This window comes from Thermodesulfovibrionales bacterium (assembly GCA_026417875.1).
Taxonomy (GTDB): Bacteria; Nitrospirota; Thermodesulfovibrionia; order Thermodesulfovibrionales; family CALJEL01; genus CALJEL01.
In genome coordinates this window covers 1-21,826 of sequence record JAOACK010000008.1, presented here as the reverse complement: position 1 = coordinate 21,826, position 21,826 = coordinate 1, and the positions used below count along the sequence as shown (strand labels likewise).

General features: G+C 38.9%; 20 protein-coding genes and 1 pseudogene. 11 read left to right on the top strand and 10 right to left on the bottom strand.

The genetic code is table 11. From position 1 onward, the window contains the following. Positions 1 to 24 precede the first annotated feature (24 nt). The 4 genes from argH to N2257_02805 all read left to right on the top strand — a co-directional run bounded on the left by argH (position 25) and on the right by N2257_02805 (position 3,613). Entirely contained in the window at positions 25 to 1,404 is a 1,380-nt protein-coding gene (gene argH, locus N2257_02820; protein MCX7793328.1) for an argininosuccinate lyase, read from the top strand. After that, a complete protein-coding gene (locus tag N2257_02815; GenBank protein MCX7793327.1) occupies positions 1,404 to 2,291 on the top strand; it encodes a hypothetical protein in 888 nt (295 codons plus the stop codon). The genes argH and N2257_02815 overlap by 1 nt, the downstream gene beginning before the upstream one ends. 82 nt (positions 2,292 to 2,373) lie before the next feature. Further along, entirely contained in the window at positions 2,374 to 3,027 is a 654-nt protein-coding gene (locus tag N2257_02810) for an RNA ligase partner protein (GenBank protein MCX7793326.1), read from the top strand. A gap of 28 nt (positions 3,028 to 3,055) precedes the next feature. Beyond that, positions 3,056 to 3,613 carry a Uma2 family endonuclease gene (locus tag N2257_02805; protein MCX7793325.1) on the top strand — a complete coding sequence of 186 codons (558 nt, stop codon included), beginning with the start codon at positions 3,056 to 3,058 and terminating at the stop codon, positions 3,611 to 3,613. Here N2257_02805 and N2257_02800 read toward each other — a convergent pair. Next, a complete protein-coding gene (locus N2257_02800) occupies positions 3,610 to 4,719 on the bottom strand; it encodes an RNA ligase (GenBank protein MCX7793324.1) in 1,110 nt (369 codons plus the stop codon). The genes N2257_02805 and N2257_02800 overlap by 4 nt on opposite strands. Before the next feature lie 240 nt (positions 4,720 to 4,959). Between N2257_02800 and N2257_02795 the strand changes: the two genes are divergently transcribed. Further along, entirely contained in the window at positions 4,960 to 5,721 is a 762-nt protein-coding gene (locus tag N2257_02795; GenBank protein MCX7793323.1) for a helix-turn-helix domain-containing protein, read from the top strand. Here the strand turns inward: N2257_02795 and N2257_02790 are convergent. From N2257_02790 to N2257_02750, 9 genes are all read right to left on the bottom strand, one after another. After that, complete coding sequence (locus tag N2257_02790; GenBank protein ID MCX7793322.1) at positions 5,715 to 6,326, bottom strand: TIGR04282 family arsenosugar biosynthesis glycosyltransferase; 612 nt, start codon at positions 6,324 to 6,326, stop codon at positions 5,715 to 5,717. The genes N2257_02795 and N2257_02790 overlap by 7 nt on opposite strands. Continuing rightward, positions 6,316 to 8,016 carry a VTT domain-containing protein gene (locus N2257_02785; protein MCX7793321.1) on the bottom strand — a complete coding sequence of 567 codons (1,701 nt, stop codon included), beginning with the start codon at positions 8,014 to 8,016 and terminating at the stop codon, positions 6,316 to 6,318. The genes N2257_02790 and N2257_02785 overlap by 11 nt, the downstream gene beginning before the upstream one ends. Continuing rightward, positions 7,997 to 10,048: an arsenosugar biosynthesis radical SAM protein ArsS gene (arsS, locus tag N2257_02780; GenBank protein MCX7793320.1), complete on the bottom strand. Its 2,052-nt coding sequence runs from the start codon at positions 10,046 to 10,048 to the stop codon at positions 7,997 to 7,999. The genes N2257_02785 and arsS overlap by 20 nt, the downstream gene beginning before the upstream one ends. Positions 10,049 to 10,055: 7 nt before the next feature. Continuing rightward, on the bottom strand, positions 10,056 to 10,724 hold the full coding sequence (locus tag N2257_02775; protein ID MCX7793319.1) for a TIGR04283 family arsenosugar biosynthesis glycosyltransferase: 669 nt from the start codon (positions 10,722 to 10,724) through the stop codon (positions 10,056 to 10,058). Beyond that, positions 10,721 to 11,374 (bottom strand): YdjY domain-containing protein, encoded by a 654-nt coding sequence (locus tag N2257_02770; GenBank protein ID MCX7793318.1) that lies wholly within the window; start codon positions 11,372 to 11,374, stop codon positions 10,721 to 10,723. Before N2257_02770 ends, N2257_02775 begins: the two co-directional genes overlap by 4 nt. Before the next feature lie 35 nt (positions 11,375 to 11,409). Further along, positions 11,410 to 12,033 (bottom strand): sulfurtransferase-like selenium metabolism protein YedF, encoded by a 624-nt coding sequence (gene yedF, locus N2257_02765; protein ID MCX7793317.1) that lies wholly within the window; start codon positions 12,031 to 12,033, stop codon positions 11,410 to 11,412. Positions 12,034 to 12,352: 319 nt separating this feature from the next. Continuing rightward, the gene (locus N2257_02760) at positions 12,353 to 12,865 is read right to left on the bottom strand and encodes a DUF523 domain-containing protein (protein ID MCX7793316.1); all 513 of its coding nucleotides are present in this window, start codon (positions 12,863 to 12,865) and stop codon (positions 12,353 to 12,355) included. 19 nt (positions 12,866 to 12,884) lie between these two features. Further along, on the bottom strand, positions 12,885 to 13,319 hold the full coding sequence (locus tag N2257_02755) for a copper chaperone PCu(A)C (GenBank protein MCX7793315.1): 435 nt from the start codon (positions 13,317 to 13,319) through the stop codon (positions 12,885 to 12,887). 43 nt (positions 13,320 to 13,362) lie between these two features. Further along, positions 13,363 to 14,562 carry an FtsX-like permease family protein gene (locus tag N2257_02750; GenBank protein ID MCX7793314.1) on the bottom strand — a complete coding sequence of 400 codons (1,200 nt, stop codon included), beginning with the start codon at positions 14,560 to 14,562 and terminating at the stop codon, positions 13,363 to 13,365. 252 nt (positions 14,563 to 14,814) lie between these two features. Between N2257_02750 and leuD the strand changes: the two genes are divergently transcribed. The 6 genes and pseudogenes from leuD to N2257_02720 all read left to right on the top strand — a co-directional run. After that, entirely contained in the window at positions 14,815 to 15,309 is a 495-nt protein-coding gene (gene leuD, locus N2257_02745; GenBank protein ID MCX7793313.1) for a 3-isopropylmalate dehydratase small subunit, read from the top strand. Positions 15,310 to 15,340: 31 nt separating this feature from the next. Further along, the gene (locus N2257_02740; protein ID MCX7793312.1) at positions 15,341 to 16,405 is read left to right on the top strand and encodes a 3-isopropylmalate dehydrogenase; all 1,065 of its coding nucleotides are present in this window, start codon (positions 15,341 to 15,343) and stop codon (positions 16,403 to 16,405) included. Positions 16,406 to 16,517: 112 nt separating this feature from the next. Next, positions 16,518 to 17,540 (top strand): aspartate-semialdehyde dehydrogenase, encoded by a 1,023-nt coding sequence (locus tag N2257_02735; GenBank protein MCX7793311.1) that lies wholly within the window; start codon positions 16,518 to 16,520, stop codon positions 17,538 to 17,540. Between the two features lie 11 nt (positions 17,541 to 17,551). After that, positions 17,552 to 21,073, top strand: a complete 3,522-nt coding sequence (gene smc, locus N2257_02730) for a chromosome segregation protein SMC (GenBank protein ID MCX7793310.1) — start codon at positions 17,552 to 17,554, stop codon at positions 21,071 to 21,073. A gap of 132 nt (positions 21,074 to 21,205) precedes the next feature. Then, a pseudogene (locus tag N2257_02725) lies at positions 21,206 to 21,613 on the top strand (peptidylprolyl isomerase). 2 nt (positions 21,614 to 21,615) lie between these two features. Then, positions 21,616 to 21,826: 3'-phosphoesterase (locus N2257_02720; protein MCX7793309.1), on the top strand; the 211-nt coding region annotated here is incomplete at its 3' end.

Sequence of the window (21,826 nt, the reverse complement as noted above, 5' to 3'; positions counted from 1 at the left end):
AATATCAAGACTAATGGAGATTTTATGAAAAAGCCCTGGTCAGGAAGATTCAAAGAAGGCACTGCATCCTCTGTTGAGGAATTTACTGAATCTATCTCCTTTGATAAAAGACTTGCAAGATACGATGTACTTGGAAGTATCAGCCATGCGGAAATGCTCATAAAGCAGGGTATCATCTCAAAGTCTGATGGCAGAAAGATTATCAAGGGTCTCAAGGATATCCTCAGAGACATAGAGAAAGGAAGGTTTGATTTTAAAAAAGAGCTTGAGGATGTTCATATGAACATTGAATATAATCTTACGGAACGAACTGGTGAGGCAGGTGCAAGACTTCATACCGCCCGTTCCAGAAATGACCAGGTGGTTACTGACCTGAGACTCTATCTAAGGGAGGAAGTCAGAGAGATATTAAAACTCATTGATAAACTAATAAAGGTTATTATTAAACTTGCTGAAAAATACAAGGAGTACATAATGCCTGGATATACCCACCTTCAGAGAGCCCAGCCAGTGCTGCTAAGCCATCACCTTCTTGCCTATGCCTGGATGCTTTTAAGGGATTCAGAGAGGTTCAGGGAGAATCTTAAAAGGATTAATGTTATGCCTCTTGGAGCCTGTGCCCTTGCTGGAACATCCCTTCCAACTGACAGGGATTTCGTTGCAAAAAAGCTCGGATTTAAAGAGATAGCACTTAATAGTATGGATGCTGTTTCTGACAGGGATTTTGCCCTTGAGTTTTTATTTAATACTTCAGTACTTATGATGCATCTTTCAAGACTTTCTGAGGAGTTTATTCTCTGGTCTTCTTCAGAATTTAACTTTGCAGAATTGCCAGATGCCTATACAACGGGTTCAAGCATTATGCCCCAGAAAAAGAACCCCGATGTCCTTGAGCTTATTAGGGGAAAAACAGGAAGGATTTACGGAAACCTTATTAGTCTTCTTACAGTCATGAAGGGTCTTCCTCTTACATACAACAGGGACATGCAGGAAGACAAGGAACCTATCTTTGATACCGTTGATACAGTGAAGGCATGCCTGAGATTACTAACTGAGATGCTTCCCCTGATTAAATTTAATAAAGATGCCATGTATAGTGCCTCAGGTGGATTCTCTTTGGCCACAGATCTGGCTGAATATCTTGTAAAAAAGGGCCTTCCCTTCAGAAGGGCTCATGAAATAACTGGCAGAATTGTAAGATACTGCATAGAGAATGGTAAGTCCATTGAGACATTAAGCATTGATGAGATGAAAAAATTTTCACCCCTCATTGAATCTGATATCTTCAGGCTCCTCTCACCAGAGGGTTCTGTTAGTGCAAAGAATTCAAAAGGCGGCACATCTCTCAGGGAAGTAAGAAGACAGATAAGTGCACTTAAGAGATTGATTCAAAGGGTCACCTAATGAAATTATCAGTTGTCTTCTGTTATCTCTTTTATTTATTTTTTATTTCATCTCTACTTCATGGTTGCGGTAAGAAGGGTGAACCTTCATATAAGAAATTTATAATTCCCGAGCCTGTTTCAGAAATAAATTATCTCATCAGACCTGATGGCATTAGAATAAACTGGAATTATCATTCAAGGGAAGGAGTATATTTTGAAATCTTCAAAAAGAGCCAGGGATCATTTATCAAAATAGGCCAGACCAGGGAGCACTCTTTTACAGATAGCAGCCCCTATACAGGTGAGGCAGTGGAATATCTTATTGTAACAGTATCAGTGGATGGCTACAGAAAAGAAGGGAAATTGTTAATTCCTTCAATCTCCTTACCTGATTATCCGGCTTCATTTAATTTCAGGATAATAGATGATGGAATCGTTCTTTCATGGAATTTATCTGCTGAATGTCATTACAATCTCTACAAGGTGGAGGATGGCAGGGAGGAGATTCTGAATAAAGAACCGATTAAGGACAGCTATTTTAAAGATACACCCGAGCCAAATATGATTAGGACTTACAGACTGAGATGTAAGAGAGATTCTGTGGAGGGTTTTGCAGCTGAGGTGACCGTTAGGCCTGAGGACTATATACCTTCGAAACCTGAGGGGTTAAGATTTGTTCTCTCTGATAAAAAGGTTATGCTTACATGGAAAGAAAATCCTGAAAAATGGATAAAGGGTTACAGGATATACAGAAGTTACGGTGAAAGTTTTACACCTGTCGGAGAAGCTGCCTATCCCCTATATGTGGATGAGCCAGGAGATTTTAAAGAGGTTATTTACAGAATTACAGCCGTTGGTCCTTCCCGGGAAGGACCTTTCTCTGAAACTATCATCATCAGAAGGTAAAACCTTCCACTCTGTATCAGAAAAATGAGGCCATCTGGTTTTATGTTGCAACACCCGTGTATTATCCTGTATCATTNATCTAATGGAAGTCGAAAAAGAGGAAAAGAGAGAGACCCAGGACTCTGTTATAATAACACCCCAGAAGGTCGTGCTTGATACAAGCCTTTTTGTGAATCCAGATGTAAGGGCAAGCTTTGGAGACAATCCCACTCAGGCCTTTGAGACCTTTCTCTTTCTTGCTGCCCAGATTCATATACTGGAGTTTTACATGCCTCCTTCTATATTTACAGAGCTGATGCATTTTGTGGAAAGGAGCAAGATACCAGGTGATCTCCTGGTTGTTTTGCATCAGAAACCTCCAAAGATGCATGAGCTTAAGTGCCCTGCTTTTCTACTTTATGAATTGATAGAGGATATTAGGGAAAGGGTAAATAAAGGTCTGAGGATTGCTGAGAGGGCTGTCAGGGATGTGGAGAAAAAGAGCCCTGAGGAGATCATACAGGACCTTAGAAGGAAATACAGGGAGGCACTCAGGGAAGGAATTATTGACAGCAAGGAGGATGTTGATCTTCTTTTACTTGCCATGGAGCTTGATGCCCTTTTAGTAACAGCAGACCAGGGATTAATAAAGTGGGCTGAAAAACTCGGTATAAAATGGCTCTTTCCTGAGAAATTCAAGGATTATCTGCTCGGTGCAATTAAAAGGACTACACTCCTCAGAGGAGTTCAAACTTAAAGAATTTCTGCATGTGGTATAATGAATTATGCCGTTGATTAAAGAGAAAAGACTCTCTGTTAATTATTATAAATTACTTCCAGAGGGAGCACCATACCAGCTAATAGAAGGTGAGCTTGTTATGACACCGGCACCAAATCCCCGCCACCAGATAGTACTTGGAAATATTGTGGAAAGAATCAGGAATTCTACGCAGGGAAAGGGTATAGTAATATCCTCACCAGTGGATGTCTATCTTGATGATGAAAATGCCTTCCAGCCTGATATTATATTCATAACAAGGGAAAAAAAAGATATCATAAAGAAGGATGGTATATATGGAGCACCTGATCTCGTGATAGAGATTCTTTCACCTTTTACTGCTTTCCGAGATATAAGGGAGAAGTTTAGAGTTTATGAAAGGGCTGGTGTTAAGGAATACTGGATCGTTGATCCAGAGATTAATTCTGTTGAAATATATTTCAATGAAGTAGGCAGTTTTTCTTTAATTATAAAAGCTGAGGGAAAGGGAACAGTAGAGTCTCAGTTGCTCAAAGATTTAAAGATTGAACTTGAAGCGATATTCAAGGACCCTTTAGGGGATTAATCATAAAAGGACTTTCCCATAAGCCTCTGTCTGAACTCCTTTGTTCCTTTTGTATAGAGCCTTGCAAATTTGAAATTAAAATAACCTTGCTCTTCTTTTATCTCAAGGAGTTCTGTTCTTATACCTGCCCTGCTTAGGTGTTTAATGAGCTTATTAATTGTTGTTTTGTTCTTTACCTTTACGCTGAAGACCTCTCTTATACCTTTACCCTTTTCAACACTCCTGAGGGTTTCAAGGGGTTTTAGGTAGAAAGCCTTTGCAGATTCAAGGAGGTATTCCTCTGTAAGAGGTATTTTAAATTCATTGCTGAAGAATATTGCCCTAAGTATCCTCTGGATATAAAAACCAGCTGGCAGCTCTGTTATAAGATGGGTTGTTGCCTCTAGATCCCTCAGGCAGGATGAAAGGGTAACATATTTAAGATTCACCTTTCCGTCAATGGATTTAATCACAATGCCCTCTCTCATTGAATAATTCAATTCAAGTACAATCTCTTTAATCTTTTCTATTTCTGTGGCTGAAAAAGGACCCCATCTCCTGACCTCTTTCATATTGAACTCTTTGACAATAGCATATCTTTTTTCCGGAGGAAGCCTCTCACCTTTTTCATTAAACAGGTCAAATACGAAGAAGGCCACATCTTCCTTAATATATGAAGTGGTCTCTATGTTGTAAGGATTTCCAGGTCCAACCACCTCTCCACAGATAATATAATCAGGATATTTTCTGAAAAAATCGGGATTTACAAAATCATCAATCCTGTCTGTAGTAAAAGGGCAGACAAAACCACCCCTTGTAAAGGCAAGGGGTCTGCTGTTGATAAGACATAACCTCACATTATAGCCATCCATCTTTTCTTCTATATAAAAAGAGTTTTTAAAATATCTCTTTATGCCATTTTCAAGATGCAGTATCCTGGGAATTCTTGGATAACCTGGTATAAAACCCTTTTCATGAAATACAGTTCCCCTGTAGTATTTTTTAAATTCCTGTGAGAGCCTGAAATATTCCAGACCCTCTGCATGACAGGGTTCAAGGATCTTTTTTCTTAAAAGGTTTTCGATATCCCCATCAGTAAAGTAATCTTTCAATATCTCTCTCTCCATAAATTTATGGTACAGGACAGGAGGGTTTTATCTCAAGAATGAGCAAAATTTCCATTATGTCATGCTATACTGCCTATAACTGTGTGAAAACTCACAATTTATTGCGAAAACACACATATTTAAGAAGTTTGATATTTTAAAATTATGAATTCTCATAGCAATTTTTACAGGCACAAATATTGCTTATTTTATTTTAGAAAGTTAATAATTAATAAATAATTCAGGGAGCATTTTATATATATGACTAGAAGACCTGTTGTTGTGCTCACAGAAGGAGAGGAAAAGATTTATAATACTCTCTCACTGGAGGGAGAGTCTGTCTTTATTTACCCTCTCAGCCAGAGTGACCGTATCAAAAAAATGGATATGGATCTTCTTATCCTTGATTCAGGATATAATCCAGTCAAGGGCCTCATGATTTTAAAAGAAATAAAGAATTTGAGACCCGAGATTCCGGTTGTATTTTTAACAGAGGAAACTTCTGAAGAGATTGTAATAAAGACATTCAAGGCAGGAGCAAGAGAATTTTTTAAAAAACCATTCGACCTGAATGAGTTTAAAAAAAGATTGAATGAGCTTTTAACCCTTAAAAGAAGAGCAAGAGAGAAAAGGACAGCATTCCCCGTAACAGATGTGCTTAAATTTCTTGACAAGCCTATTGAAGATATTCCTGCCAGTATAATAAAAACAATCTATTTCATGAATGAACATCTCGGTGACAAACTTTCAATATTAGATATGGCAAGGGAGGCAGGTTTCAGCAGGTTTCACTTCTGCAGGATATTCAGGAGATATACAGGTATCAGTCCGAAGAAATTACTCTGCCTGCTGCGTCTTGAAAGGGCAAAGATACTTCTGAGAGATCCTGACAGAACAGTATCTGATGTTGCAGCAGAGGTGGGTTTTAATGATCTGAGTAATTTCATAAGATATTTTAAGAAATATGCTGGCTATACACCCAGTGCTTATAAAAGAGAAATACTTAAAACTCCTTCTCAATAATTCAGGCACTTACTGAACCATCTTTTTAGGTCTTTCTCTGTGTCTATATCATACCATCTCGGAAGAAGATAGACAGAAAGCCCCTTTTGTAACGCCATCCTGAGTGTTGTTTTTAAAACCTCGCTCCCTCCCCAGGGGATCTCCTGAAAGATAAAGAAAAGAGGTTCTTTCATACCTATAAGATAATATCCTCCATCCTCTGAAGGACCTATGACAAGGTCAAAGTTATCAAGGGCTCTAAAAGCTTCTTTTATATTATCAGCAGGCAGATCAGGGGAATCAGCTCCTATTAATAGGATTTTTTTATAACCTGCTTTAGAAAGGCGTTCTATTGCTCTTAAGAGTCTTTCTCCCAGTTCCTGCCCTTCCTGAGGAAGGATTTCCTTGAACCTGCTTATTGTGCTTATCTCTTCGGGAAATCTTCCTTCATAGAAACCAAATATATCTATTCTATCCAGTCCTGATACATTGCTAATGGTTGCATAGAGCATGACGGTGTAGGCCCGGAGGGCCCTTTCTTCTCCTATTGTTGAGGCAAGTCTCTTCTTTACTTTACCATAATCAGGGGTCCTGAAGATGATCCCAATGCATGCTTTATCTTCCATTTTCTGAACTCAATTTTTTAAATAAAGGTTTTATTACAAGAGGAAGAAGCATTAAGAGGGACACAAAAAGTATTCCTAAAATAATTGCCTTTAAATTGCCTCTGAATATTAATTGCTCCATAGAACTACCGAAATAGACATAGGCAATACAAGCTGGAAGCATAAAGACACAGGTACTCCATAGATAGTGTAAAGCAGGAATGGGTGTAATACCGAATAGATAATTTAGTACAGGAAAGGGAAGAATGGGAAGAAGCCTTGCAAAGGCAACAGCCTTCCAGCCGTGTCTCTTAACCTTTTCATTTAACCAGTTCCATCTCTCATATCCAAATTTATATTTTATTGTCTCACCCATAAGATAGCGACTCAAAAGGAATGAGACAAAGGCACCTGAGGTTGCACCAGTAATGGAAAAAAGGACTCCCCAGAAAGGTCCCCAGAGAAAACCTGCTCCGATTGTGAGTGGAAGACTGGGTATAAAGAGGCTCGGACCTATTGAATAGATCAGTATAAATAATAAAGGTGCGAGCACCTTATTTTTTCTTATGAAATCAAAAAGGGATTCTGAAGAAATATATCCAGCCTTTCTTAAATAGGTGACAAGAAGTATTGCAAGGACCAGAGAGAGTCCAAAAAGGAATTTTTTGTTTTTGAGTTTATAGATTGTTGAAAGCAGAAATCTGTTGACCCACTTTTTCCCTGAAGATACTGTACTTTTAAGAGGTTTTACATCTGTAAGGAATTCAAGTATATGATATGCCTCTTTTCCTTTTTTGAGAAATTTATTTTTGCAACCCATACAGTATGTTATGACCGGTTTTTCCTTTGAATCAGCAATTATCTTCTCTGTAAATCTGTCTGATAGCTCTTCTGAAATAGCACTTGCAGAACCTCCAAGTCCGCAGCAGAGTGGTCGGGATGACTCCAAAATAATATTGACTGAAGATGGTATAAATCTCTTGGCTACTTCTCTTATAGAAAAACGGAAAGAAGGGCAGGGATGATGGAGATAAAGCTCTTTAAGATGAAAATTTTTTGAGAAAGGAATTTCAGCCATGGTCTCAAGCACATGCTCTGTCTTTATTTCAGGCATGTAAAGGGAGAATATCTTTTTACAGTTGGTGCATCCAAGGATAAGATGATTTATTCCATGTTTTTTTAGTCTTTCCTTTATCCTCTCCGAGGCTGTCCTCACTCCATCAAGGTCTCCGTTCTGGAATAAGGGGTCAAAGCAACAATCAAGCACAAGCCCTGTCTTTAAGGTTCTGACAAGCTTTCTTACAATGTCCGGTCTTGTACCCTGAAGGGAGCAACCTGGCCAGAAGGCCTTCTCTGACCTTGAATAATAAACAAAAGGAAATCTATGACCCCTCATTGCATAGCTACTGGATGAATATATTGCCTTTTTTGTGGTTATACTGATTCTGTCTCTCTTGATCAGTTCATATTTTAGATTCAATAGAGCATCAGATGGAGAAAGAGATTCCGGGCAGACCAGGTCGCAGGCTTTGCAATTCGTGCAGAGAAAGACAGAGTCGGATTCACTAATAATTATTTCTGAGGGGAGGCCGTATCTTTCAAGAAAGGGGCAGGCCCTCTTACACTTACCGCAATAAGTACAGCCTTCTAAAAGGGCTGTCTTCTTTTGAGATTCTTCTGTCTCTGATATTTTATTTAAGTACGCTTCCATAGCATCCAGAACCCCTCAGTGCAGTACATCCATAACAGTGGTCACCTGTTATGATATTTCTACCGTTCAGGTAATCAATTGATAGGTCATCAATACTGGCATTCAGATAGAGCTGAAGCATATTGTTGAAGTCACAGTCTGATACCTTTCCTTCATAGTTTATATTTATCATGAAAAGGCACATGAGATTCTCAACTGTAGAGGGATTAAAATTTGAAGCAAGCATGGCCATATAATTCTGATACTGTCCTTTTTTATAAAGCCTTTCTTTAAATCTTCCAACAGGCATGTTGTTGAGAACAAAGAGTCTGGTAAATGAAATGCCGTATTCTTCTCTGAGGTAATCTCTGTATTTTTTCTCAACAATCTCCTGAAATTCAGGTAAGAGATACTCCGGAGGGTTATGGACGAGGTGAAGAGGGGATTCTATTCCAAAGGCATGGTCATTTAATTTTTTGAGAGCCTCTATAGACCTTTCAAAAACTCCTCTACCTCGCATAAGGTCTGTCCTTTCTTCGGATATGTCTGGAAGTGAGGCGATCAATTCGATTTCCAGATCCTTGAAGAGCCGGATCAATTCAGTACGTTCCATGAGAGCAGTTAGATTGGTCCTAAGGTAAATTTTGTTTACCGAACTTACTATTTCTTTAAGGAGATACTCTATATCAGGATGGAGTTCAGGTGCGCCACCTGTGATGTCTACATCAAGACCTGGATTTTTCTTTAGAAATTTTATAACCTTCTCTATTATTTCTCTTTCCATAAACCTTCCTGAAGGAGAGGCCTCTACATGACAGTGCAGGCATGATTGATTGCAGCGATTTCCGAGATTTAACTGTATAATCCTGATTCTTTTCTTCTGTAAAACAAGGTTAAGTCTTTTAAGTCTTTCACTGAATGGCTCAAAGTTAGGACAACAATCAGAGGAACTGCATGAGTTATTGCTGAAGACTACTCCCTTTTTTGTCTCTGAAGGATGTCTGTAAACAATCTTTTCACTGCATGGGAATGGTACAGGTGAGACAGGCTGAGAAGGCTGGATGAAAACAAAATTTTCAGCATAGGGCTCCTTTAAAAGCACATTAAAGGTCTTTTCGCAGACAGCAATTCTTTTTCCCCTTTCAAAGACATGGCCATCATCGTCCTCGATCTTTCTGAATGGCCCTTTATATATAACTGCATGACCTTTATCAAGGCATGCTCCTTCTTTACCTTTATAGGCTACGATTGTTAAAGATCTAAATTCTATACCTTCAACTATCTTCCAGGGCGCATCATCCCACTTAAGTATCCTGGTACCGTAAAAGCCTGCATCTTCAAAGGCCTTTAAAAATAGATCTTCTCTCAGTGCGCCTGAAATGCATCCGGACCAGAGTTCAGGATCCTTTTTCATGTGTTCGGGCACATCCTCGTCAGAGACTATATCGCTTATCACAGCCCTTCCACCTGGCTTAAGAACTCTGTAAATCTCTCTGAAAAGATTATTTTTGTCCTCCTCCTTTACAAGATTAAGAACACAGTTTGATACAACAACATCCACGGAATTATCAGGTATAAGAGGAGATTCTTTTTCAAGTTTCTCACAGAAGCTGTTTAGTAATATCAGATCATCTGATGTCCTGACAGGATTTTTTTTCAGATATTCATCAACTCTTTCAAGATCAAGTCTAAGATTCTGAATCCTTGCTTTTTTAAATTCCACATTGCTGTATCCGAGTTTTTCTGCTATGGTATTCTGGTATTTTCTTGCTACCGAGAGCATCTCGTCATTCATATCAACTCCGATAACCTTTCCTTCAGGTCCTACTATCTGGGCCATTATGTAGCAGAGTTTTCCCGCTCCTGAGCCGAGGTCAAGGACAGTCTCAGACTGCCTAACATATCTTGATGGATCACCGCATCCATAGTCTTTTTCAAGTATTTCCTGAGGAATAATCTTCAGGTATTCAGGATTGTATGATGTGGGACAGCATAATGACTTTTCTATTTCTTTTGCCGCATCCCTATATCTTTTTAATACAGATTCTTCCATGGTTACCTCATTTGTAAAGTCTTTTAAGCTTGAAGGGACTGAATCCCATTAGAAAAAGCATTACAATCATAACGTTTCTCAGGCTTACAAAAATGGGTGAGAGGGGATAACCCTTTAACAGTCTTCTTGACGAGACAATGACCGGTACAGGTATGCTTGCAAGTCTTCCTCTTTTTCTCAATCTCATGACAAAATCAATATCCTCTAAAAAAGGATAATCCCTGAACCCCCCGATTTCATAAAATATGTCTCTTCTTACAAAGATAGCCTGATCTCCATAGGGGAGATTTAGAAGTTTTGCTCTAAGGTTTGCAAAAAATTCCACAAGCCTCAGGGAGAGTGTGTGATAATCAAATTTCAGTCTTAAAAATCCTCCTGAAAAACCATTATTTATATAACTTTTTATATCTAAAGGTTCAGAGATAATGCTATCAGCATGAAGAAACATTAGTATTTCACCCTCTGATGCAAGGGCACCCTTCATTAGCTGGATGCCCCTGCCTGGGGATGATTTTATAACCAGTGCACCCTCCCTTTCAGCAAGTTCAGCTGTTTTATCACTGCTTCCAGCATCAACGACTATAATCTCTGAGGGATTAAGTGTTTTTGCTGATTCTATGCATCTAATAATAAAATTTTCTTCATTCAGTGCAGGAATAATTACAGAAAGTTTCATTGTCTTTTCAATTTATAAATCAATATGACAGGCTGTCCATCTGGAGGAAGGACATCAGCCCTTCCCCTGAATCTTGAATTAGGATTGATAAATCTCTTTATTGACCCTGTCTGGGGATAGTTTGCATTACTAGTAATGGATATCCAGCAGCTTTCAAGACAGGTTATGCATCCTGTCTTCTGTTCCTCTGATGCCTTTCTGTTACCTCCAAATTTAATTAAAAACCCTTTTCCTGATGTATCTTCAAATATCTCTTCCAGAGACAGTTCCTTGCCAAGACCTGGCCAGGTTGCTTTAACCTCCAATACATCGCCTTCCACATAGGAGCCTATAGTGTCTTTATTAAGATTGTTTCCGGGTTTTGCGCCGATTTTTATCAAGGCATCATGAAAATCAAGCTGATTAACATAGGCCTTAAGTATAGCCCTGTCCGCAAATCTACCATCCTTGAATACCACTCCCCAGTGGACATTGTACTGATGGACATTCATCTCATGAACCTCTGTATAGATCATTACTGTTTTTGATTTTTCATCAACTATCATCGGTTCTTCTTTTGTAGGATATTTTTGAGAAATCTTTTCAGAGGCTAATAAAATAACAGGAATAAGACATAATAAAAAAATTACCATCAAAGTTAATCTTTTCATGTTACCTCCCTTAAAAGACATTTTAATAGATAATTTCAGCCAATCCAGACTGTTCTGTAGTCTTTCATATTCTCTATAATATGATTTGATGTGCCCCTGTAACCAACCTTCAGGGATGATTCTAAGTTGTAATATTTAAGGCATGTCCCGCAGGAGAAGATCTCAACACCCATTTCCTCTATATCCTTGAGGATAAGAATGAGCTCTTCATTTATGGTTGTTAATTTCACTCCGGTGTTCATAAAAAATATTATCTTGGGCAATTCCTTTGTGACCTTCATGGTCTCAAAAAAGGACTTCATCAAAACCCTTCCAAGTTCTTCATCCCTGCCCATAGTATCTGTTGCCACTATCAAGAAATATTCTGACAGTCGTGAGAGGACTTCAGAACTTGTTACCTCTTCTGCTCTTTTCATACTCTCCGGAGGACTTTCAATCTCGCATGGATAACCTTTAACAATCTTTACCCTCCAGTAGTTATCTTCCTTCAAATTCTCTGTATAAAAGCCATTCTTGTTAGCAAACCTTGTGAGATTTTTTACAGAGGCCTCATTATCAACTAGTATTTCGATAATACCTTCACTAATCCTGGAGAGGGCTTCTTCAGCCAGCATGACTGGTTTGGGGCATGGAATTCCTCTTGCATCAATAAGCTCCATGTAATTTTTATATCAAGTTTTTTTAAAAAAATCCAACAGATATTTTCTATGATTTTTATTTTATCTATAGATTTTAGATTATGATTAGAATTTAAGGAAGTTTTCCGTTCATCTTTCAACCAAACATTGATTTTACAGACCAGTGGAACACGGCTCCATGCTCCTTCCGGAAAAAATTTTAAAAAATAAATTAGCGATAGAAAAATAGAAAATTTCTATAAAAAAATTTGTGATTATAGGAAAAAACTTGAGGCTTTAGAAAGATCCTTGATAAAGGATTTACTTTGGAGGCGGGAAATAGACTCTCTACATTTTTATTTTATGCTTTTTGTTCTTTCATATGGTTTTTAATTTTTTTAAAAAATCTTTCCCGTGAGGCTGGTGTTTTCAGTCTATCATCTTCTGTAACAGGCATTTCTGGAAAGCTATCTATGATTGATGAAGTAAAGAGACCATTAATTTTTTTTCTATGACCTTTTATTTTTACACTTCTTAATCCACAGCTTGGAGAACGACTTTTAAAAATGAATCCTGAGAGTTTTTCTTTTTTCAGGGCTTTTAATTTCTCCTTTGACCATCTTTTTAATTTATCTGTATAATCAATTCCAGTCTCGATGGTTAATAGCCTTGGAGCTTCTGGATTACCAATGAGGATCATCGGTTCCCTCGGAACAGGAAGGCCGCACTCAACCTCAGGGCAGACCGGGATTAATTCAATTCCTTTTGATGATGCCCATCTCTTTATGTTTCTATTCAGTTTATGTGAACCATTGTATCTGACCTTCTTACCTATAAGACAGGCGCTTATGCCTATTTTGATCTTTCGCCGCACTGGTTTTATAGTGAAATTTCTAATGGGAATGATGGTGCATCTGTCTTGAGCTCTTGAGTTTCACTGGAAGAGTGATCTCTCCTGCCTTTTCTAATATAATGGTAAGCTTGAATTCCTGGTCTTCCTTAAGTTCAATGGGGAGTTTGAAGAGCATTATATGGAGCCCTCCTTTTTTAAGTTCTACAGTGCTTTTTGCTGGCAGATTGATTTTATCAATTCTGTACATCTGACCATCCTTTACATCGTGAAGTTCCACTGTAACACCTTTTATATCAACTCTTGCATCTATAATTGCATCATCCATATTGCCAAAATTCTTTATCTTCATGAAGATAGCACCAGCATCGGGTATCTTTGGAGAAAAGATACCTGATACATCCTCAATAATTATATCTGAAGCATTGACTGATGAAAATAAGCTGATAATAATTACAATAACAAAAATTCTTAACATGTTTTAACCTCCTATTTTTTAAAGTTTTATATTAAATCCTCAATCATTCTCCCATTCTTATAGCCTCATAGGGCTCCATTCTACTTATTCTGAGAGCTGGAAATAGCGCTGTTCCTGTACCCGTTAATAGGGATATCAGCAGTATTACTATTCCTACGGCAAGCACAAAAAGGGCATCAGGCCAAAGATAGGGAAGATTGAATGCTACCCTGATAGGTTCTTTTATTGCTAAAATAATTAAACCACCAGAAAGTATTCCTGTAATTCCTCCGATGAGGGATATTATAAACGCCTCTATTGTAATGAGATAAAATACTTCTGACCGTTTTGCTCCAAGGGATCTCAGGATACCTATCTCTCTCTTTCTTTCATTAACTATCATTGAAAAGATTACCCCAACAAGTATTATTGTTACTATCCAGAGACTTATAGCTATACCAAACAATGTCCTCATGAGCACAGAGAGCTGTCTTTTCACAGAAAGCATGACCTCCTGTGAGGTAATTGCCTTTATACCCTTTATTTCATACTCTATAAAAAGTGCTGCCCTTTCAGGAGATATCCCGGGATCAAGTTGAACAAGTATTGCTGAATATACATCATCTTTTATATTAAGTGGCTCATAGGCTTTTATTTTTGAAACCCTTATAAGTTCACGGGCTGTCTCCATTGTCATATAAGCCGCATGGTCTATGTATTCTAGACCTGTCTTTGAGAGTTTACCGACAACAGTGAGTTCCTTACCATAGAAGGTCATTTTCTCATCTTTACTGACAGGTATGGAGGCACCTATAATAATTTCATCTCTGGAAAGTTTTCTTTTTATTGTTTCCTGAAGCCAGGGTTTAACTGTGAAATCACTCTCCGGATCAAAGGCAACAAGCAGAACATCCACGATGCTACAGCATGGATAGGGTAATGATTTTATAAACAGTTGAGGTGAGGCCTGTTTCACACCCTTTATCTTTCTAACTTTATCAAATATCTCACCAGGCATATAAAAGACAGATGGTTTACCTGCTATGAGGGTAGAACGTGCCTTTTCCTCATAGCCCTCTGGTACCACCATGATGTCAGCACCGAGCCTCTCTGCACCTACTTTGACACTCTTAAGTACACTTTTCATGCTTATGGAGCCTGCAAAGAGGAGGCCCGAGACAAGAGCAATTGATACGATCAGGGCAGAAGTTCTGAAGGTTTTTAGCTTTAAGTTCTTATGAGCGAGATGAAATAGAGACATCATGAAGTTATTTTAACAAAAATGCCAGCCCTAGGGTACCTGAATATAAAAATATTTTATTTCCAGGGCAGATAAATATTTCTACCGGAAGCCTTTCATAATATAATTCATGACCTTAAATAGTGTGAAGGAGATACTTTTAAAACATTGAAAATAGCACAGTCTCAATTGAACTATTCAGGCTGCTATTTTACCTATCAACAATCTTTTTTAAAAAGTCTTTACTCTTCATATCTGTAATGTATATAATAAACAATGTTATTGAAAGGTAGGGTCTGGAGGTTTGGAGATAACATAGATACCGATGCAATTATTCCCGCACGGTATCTGAATACCTCTGATCCATCTGAACTGGCAAGGCATGTGATGGAGGATGCAGACAAGGAATTTGCATCCAAGGTCAAGCCAGGTGATATTATAGTTGCAGGCAAGAATTTTGGCTGTGGTTCTTCAAGAGAGCATGCACCAATTGCCATAAAGGCTGCAGGAGTACAGGCAGTTATAGCAAAGAGCTTTGCAAGGATATTTTACAGGAACGCCTTTAATATAGGGCTACCAATTTTTGAGTCAGTAGAAGCAGCAGACAATATAAGCGAGGGTGACGAGATAGAGATTGATGCCGGTACAGGTATCATTAAAAATATCACAACCGGTAAGCAGTACAGAGCAAAACCAATCCCGCCTTTCATGCAGGAGCTTATAGCTGCCGGAGGTCTTATTGAGTGGGTGAAGAAGAAAATAGCAAAGTAATATTCCTCAGAAATTTAAACAGGAGGTTTCCGTGAAGTCCTATAATATTGCTGTAATTCCCGGTGATGGTACGGGACCTGAGGTTATAAGAGAGGGAGTGAAGGTCCTCGATGCTCTATCACAAAGACTGGGCTTTAAATTGAATTATCACTATTATGATTTTGGTGGTGAGCGGTACCTTAGAACAGGGGAGACCCTTCCTGAAGGTGCTATAGAGGAGCTTAAAAATTTTCATGCTATTTATCTTGGAGCAATAGGCCATCCTCAGGTAAAACCCGGTATACTTGAAAAGGGTATCCTGTTGAGGATAAGATTTGAGCTTGATCAGTATATAAACCTCCGACCAGTAAAACTTTACCCCGGGGTTGATTGTCCTCTAAAAAATAAGAAACCAGAGGATATAGATTTTGTCGTTGTAAGGGAAAATACAGAAGGACTTTATGCAGGTGCGGGAGGTTTCCTCAGAAAGGGCACTTCTGATGAGGTAGCAATTCAGGAATCAATCAATACAAGAAAAGGTGTTGAACGCTGTATAAGATTTGCCTTTGAATACTGCAGAAAGAGGAATAAGAATAAAAAGCTTACCCTCTGTGGAAAGACAAATGTTCTAACCTATGCCTTTGACCTTTGGGAGAGGGTTTTTTATGAAGTCGCAAGGGAGTATCCTGATATAAATGTGGATTATGCCCATGTTGATGCCATAACCATGTGGTTTGTTAAGAATCCTGAATGGTTTGATGTTATTGTGACAGATAATATGTTTGGAGATATTATAACTGACCTTGGAGCCATGATACAGGGTGGAATGGGAATTGCTGCAGGTGGTAATATCAATCCTCAGGGTGTTTCAATGTTTGAGCCTATTGGAGGCTCTGCGCCTAAATATACTGGTAAAAACATGATTAACCCCCTGGCAGCTATCTGCGCTGGAGGTATGATGCTTGAATACCTTGGTGAAACTAAGGCAGCTGAAATTCTTGAGAAGGCGGTTATTGAAGTTACATCAAAGCATCTTAAAAGTCTTCAGGCAGGTCAGATGGGATATACAACAACAGAGGTTGGTGACTTGGTTGCTAAATATGTAACAATGCTCTGATATGATTAATCCCTGATTGAAATTTGAGATTCTTTCTTAACTTAATTTTCTTGGAGCTACAAAGTACGAAAATTTTTTAGAATAAATATAAAAGGTATGAGCAGGAGTTAATATGTTAAAGAAGAAAGATTCCTATGTAGTTGCTGTTGTAGGAGCAACAGGTGCAGTTGGTGAGGAGATGATCCTTATACTTGAAGAGAGGGACTTTCCCGTAAGGGAATTAAGGGCCTTTGCCTCTGAGAGATCTCTTGGTAAGAAGATAGAATTCCGTAGTAGAGAGATTCCTGTTGAGACCCTCAATGAAGACTCTTTCAAGGGAGTGGATATAGCCCTTTTTTCAGCAGGAGCGGAGCGTTCAAAGGTATGGGCACCAGTGGCTGTCAGGTCGGGCTGTGTGGTAATTGATAATTCAAGTCAGTGGAGAATGGAGCCCGATGTTCCTCTTGTTGTTCCAGAGGTCAATCCCCAAGACCTTAAGTGGCATAAGGGAATAATTGCCAATCCTAACTGCTCAACCATTCAGATGGTCGTTGCACTTAAACCACTTCATGATGTTGCAAAAATAAAGAGGATTGTGGTTACCACCTTTCAGTCTGTTTCTGGAACCGGCAAAAAGGCAATGGATGAACTTCTTCAGCAGACAGCAGACCTTCTTAATTTCAGAGATATAAAGTGTAATGTTTATCCCCACCAGATTGCCTTCAATGTACTGCCCCATATAGACAAATTCCTTGAGAATGGTTATACAAAAGAAGAGATGAAGATGGTAAACGAGACAAAGAAGATAATGGGGGATCCTTCAATAAGGGTTACCGCTACAACGGTGCGAGTACCTGTTTTCAGGGGTCACTCAGAGAGTGTAAATATAGAAACAGAGAAGAAGCTCTCAGCAAATGAGGTGAGGGCAATCCTTTCTCAAGCTCCCGGAGTGATTGTCTTCGATGCTCCAGAGAAGAATGTCTATCCCCTTCCTGTGCATGTAGCTGGAAAGGATGAGGTCTATGTGGGAAGGATAAGGGAAGATGAATCAATTCCAAATGGTATAAATATGTGGATTGTGGCAGATAATCTAAGAAAGGGCGCAGCCCTCAATGCAATCCAGATTGCAGAAAAACTCATAGAGATGGCTTCCTGAATTGCCCTGTAATGAAGATAGAGAAAATTGAACTATCAGGTTTCAAATCTTTCGCCGAAAGGATTTCCATCCAGCTCCATCCAGGGATTACTGGTATCGTTGGTCCCAATGGTTGTGGAAAGAGCAATCTTGTCGATGCCGTAAAGTGGCTTCTTGGTGAACAGAGTGCTAAATCCCTGAGGGGCGAAAAGATGGATGAGCTTATCTTCAATGGCTCCCAGACGAGGAAACCAAAAGGCATGGCCGAGGTATCCCTCCATATATCAGGCCTTTTACCCTCTTCAGAAGATAATGGTTCGGGAGGCAATAATATTACAGTAATAACAAGAAGGATATATAGAAGCGGAGAAAGTGAATATGCCATAAACAATAATTCCTGCAGGTTAAAGGATATAAAAGACCTTCTTCTTGACACAGGTATGGATGTAAAAAATTACTTTATCTTTGAACAGGAAAGGATATCCCAATTAATAAATGCCAAACCCCAGGAGAGGAGATTCCTGATTGAGGAGATAGCTGGTGTTATAAAATACAAGGTAAAAAAGGCAGAGGCACTTCAGAAACTTGAGCAATCAAAGATAAATCTTCAGAGGATAAATGACATTATCAACGAGGTCAAGAGGCAGTTAAACAGCCTGGACAGACAGGTAAAGAAGGCAGAAAGATATAAAAAACTCTCTGATGAACGAAGGCTGATAGAACTTTACCTTGCGAAAAATCACTTTAATCAGCTGAATTCATTTCTTTCCAGTGTACTTGAAAAAATAAATATTCATAAGGAGAGGGAGGGTGCTTTAAGGGCTGAAATCAATATTCTTGATAATTCTATACAGCAGGGAAGACTTTTCCTTATTGAAAAGGAAAAGGCTCTGGAAAATCTCTATTTGGCACTTGAAGAAAAGGAGAGATTGATTGCAGAAAATGAAAAGACAATAATCCAGATGGAAGCTGAGGCAGAGGCAAAAAGGAAAGAGAAGGAAAGGCTTGAATTTGAGGGAGAGGAGAATCTTAAAAAAGTTGAGGACCTCAAGAAGAACGTAGAAGAACTCTCTCTCAGAAGGAATGCCCTGAATCTTGAGATTGACAGTATAAAAGTTAAGATTGAGGAACTTTCTCTTAAGTTGAAATCATTAGAAGAGGAGATAGCTTTTCAGGACCAAAGTCTTGAAGAAAAGAGAAGGTCGCTCTTCAGGCTTTCTGAAGAACTCAGCAGGTGGTCAAATGATAAGACAAGAATAGAGGCAAATCTTGAATCAATAGAAAAAAGATTTTTCTCTTTTGAAAAGGAACTTGGAGAAATTCAGGAATTACTGAGTAACCTGGATGGAACAATAGAAACTATAGAAAAAGACATAAAATTTTCTTCTGAGGAGATCTTCTCTTTGAAAAACAGGAAGGAAGAATTACTTGATCAGATGGGAACGATAGAAAATAATATTGAAAGTCTCACAGAGGAGCTTCAGAAGGCAAAGGAAGAGCTTGCATCAGGTCTGTCAAGGCTCAGCTCGCTTAGGGAGCTCGTACTTGATGAAGCAACAGAGAAGTTTTTTATGGAAGCAGAGGGTCTCAGGATAGAAGGAGTCCTTTCAGACCTTTTTGAAGTTCCTGAGAAATATGAGAGAGCAGTTGAAGGAATACTTTCTGAAAGGATTAACACCTTTATGCTTTCAGGACCGGAGGACCTCAAAAGGGCTGTCAGTCTTGTAAAAGAAAAGGAACTTTCAAGAACAGCCTTTTTCAGTGAAGGCCTTTTTTCTCCCAGTGAAGCAGAGCATACCTCTTTAACATTAAATTCAGTAAAAGCAATAGATATTGTTAAGATTATCGATAGCAGGTATGAGAATCTTCTTAAGGCTATATTGAGGGATACAATAATAGTTGAGTCGATTGAGGAAGCAATAAGGATAAAAAAAGAAGGCTACAGTGATAGAATAGCTACAATAGATGGAGAGGTTGTGGATCAAGATGGAATAATATGGTCAGGTAAGGGGAAAGAGGTTCTCAAGAGAAAGAGAGAAATAAAGGAACTCGAGCACTATATTGACAGTCTTAAAAAACTTATTGATAGAAAAAACAGTGAGATACAGACAAAAAAAGATATATTGTCTGGTCTTGAACAGGAAATTCAAAAAATCGATGAACTTCTCACACAGGAGGAAGGTCGCTTAACAGGTCTAAAGCATTCTCTGGATAAGGCCTTTCAGGAAAAAGAGAGACTTGAGAGAAGGCTTTCCACGCTCCATATTGAAAGAGAGGAGTCTTTGAAAGAGAAAGTTACATTAAGTGAAGAGCTTAAAAGGATGGATGAGGAGATAGGGGATCTCGAGGAAAAAAGGATTGTTCTTGAATCAGACATAGAATCTGTAAAAAATAAACTCCTTGAAAAGAGGCAACTCATGGAAGCAATGAGGCAGGAGTACACTGAGCTCAGGATGAACCAGACAAAGAAGATAGAGAATTATAATTCCCTTCTTAAAGAGATAGAAGATGGGGAAAAGAGGATCAGAATAATAGAGGAGAAAAAGGGAATTCTTCTTACTGCTATCGAGGGTCTTGATAGGGATAGAGAGAATCTTTTAAAGAATATTGAAGAACTCAAACAAAGGACAGCAGAGCATGCAAAAGAGATATTGGAGATGAAGGAAAGACTTTTTATGGAGAGGCAGGAGATTCAGGAAGAGAGAAAAAGATTTTTAGAGGCAGAGGAAAAGATTAAAACAATGAGGGAGGGCCTTGAAGTCATTCTTAAAGAAATTAGCGAGCTTGATGTTCAAAGAGCAGAGACCGTTGTGAGACTTGATGGAATAAGGGATTCCATAAATATAAATTATGGAATCAATATTGAAGAACTTGATGAAAAGGAACTTCCCGTTGAAGGAACCGTTGAGGAGCTTTCAGAGAGACTTGAGGTTATAAGAAAGAAGATAGAAGAACTCGGTCCTGTTAATCCCGGTATCATAGAAGAGTATGAGGAGATAAAGGAGCGATACAATTTTTTGAGCACGCAGCAGGAGGATTTAACGAATTCTATCCGAGAACTTGAGGAAGCAATACAGAAGATAAATGTCACAACAAGGAAAAAACTAAGGGAAGCTTTTGAAGCACTCAATGAGAAGTTTGGCGAGGTCTTCAGCTCCCTATTTGGGGGTGGCAAGGCATCTATTGTTCTTACAGATGAGAATAATATCCTTGAAAGTGGTATAGAGGTAATAGCCCAGCCACCCGGCAAAAGACTCCAGAATATAAATCTTCTTTCAGGTGGAGAGAAGGCTCTGACAGCCCTTTCACTTCTTATAGCGAGTTTTCTTATAAAGCCAGCCCCGCTCTGCATACTTGATGAAGCTGATGCTCCTCTTGATGACGCTAATATTGAAAGATTTGCAAAGATGCTGAAAGAGCTTTCAAAAATGATCCAGTTTATAGTTATAACTCATAACAAGACCACAATGAGTTACTGCGATTATCTTTATGGTGTGACAATGGAAGAGCCGGGTGTGTCAAAGATTATATCTCTTCAATTGACAGCGTCATAAGTTATGTTATAATTTCTAATGGGATTTCATCCCTGAACTGTCAGGGCTGCCCCTGAATATTGAATTTTTCTTTATCAGGGTGTCTGGAAGTAAATCCCCAAGGAGTTTTTTATGGCAAGAGCAGGCATAGGAGATACCGTTAGGGTGCATTACACAGGAAAACTGAGTGATGGCACAGTGTTTGATACATCCCTCGGAAGAGAGCCTCTTGAATTCACAATCGGAGAAGGCAGACTGATCCCAGGCTTTGAAAAGGCTGTTATAGGTATGAATACAGGTGAGACAAAGACGGTTGTCCTTTCGCCTGATGAGGCCTATGGCCCTTATCTTGAAGAGCTAACAGCGGATGTTGATATGAGTCAATTTCCAACTCATATAAAACCAGAGGTAGGACTGCATCTTCAGATAAGGCAGGACAATGGTTCCTTTGTTGATGTGGTTATTACAAAGATAACGGGAACAACTGTCACACTGGATGCAAACCATCCACTTGCAGGAAAGGAACTGATATTTGATATAGAGCTTCTTGAAGTTCTCTAAGGATGGCCATATTTGTGGTCCATGAGCACCATGCAAGACACCTCCATTATGACCTCAGACTCGAGATGGATGGTGTCTTGAAATCATGGGCAGTTCCAAAAGGACCTTCAATGAATCCTGCTGATAAAAGACTTGCCGTGCTGGTTGACGACCACAGTCTTGAGTATGCTGATTTTGAGGGTATTATCCCTGAAGGTCAGTACGGTGCTGGCA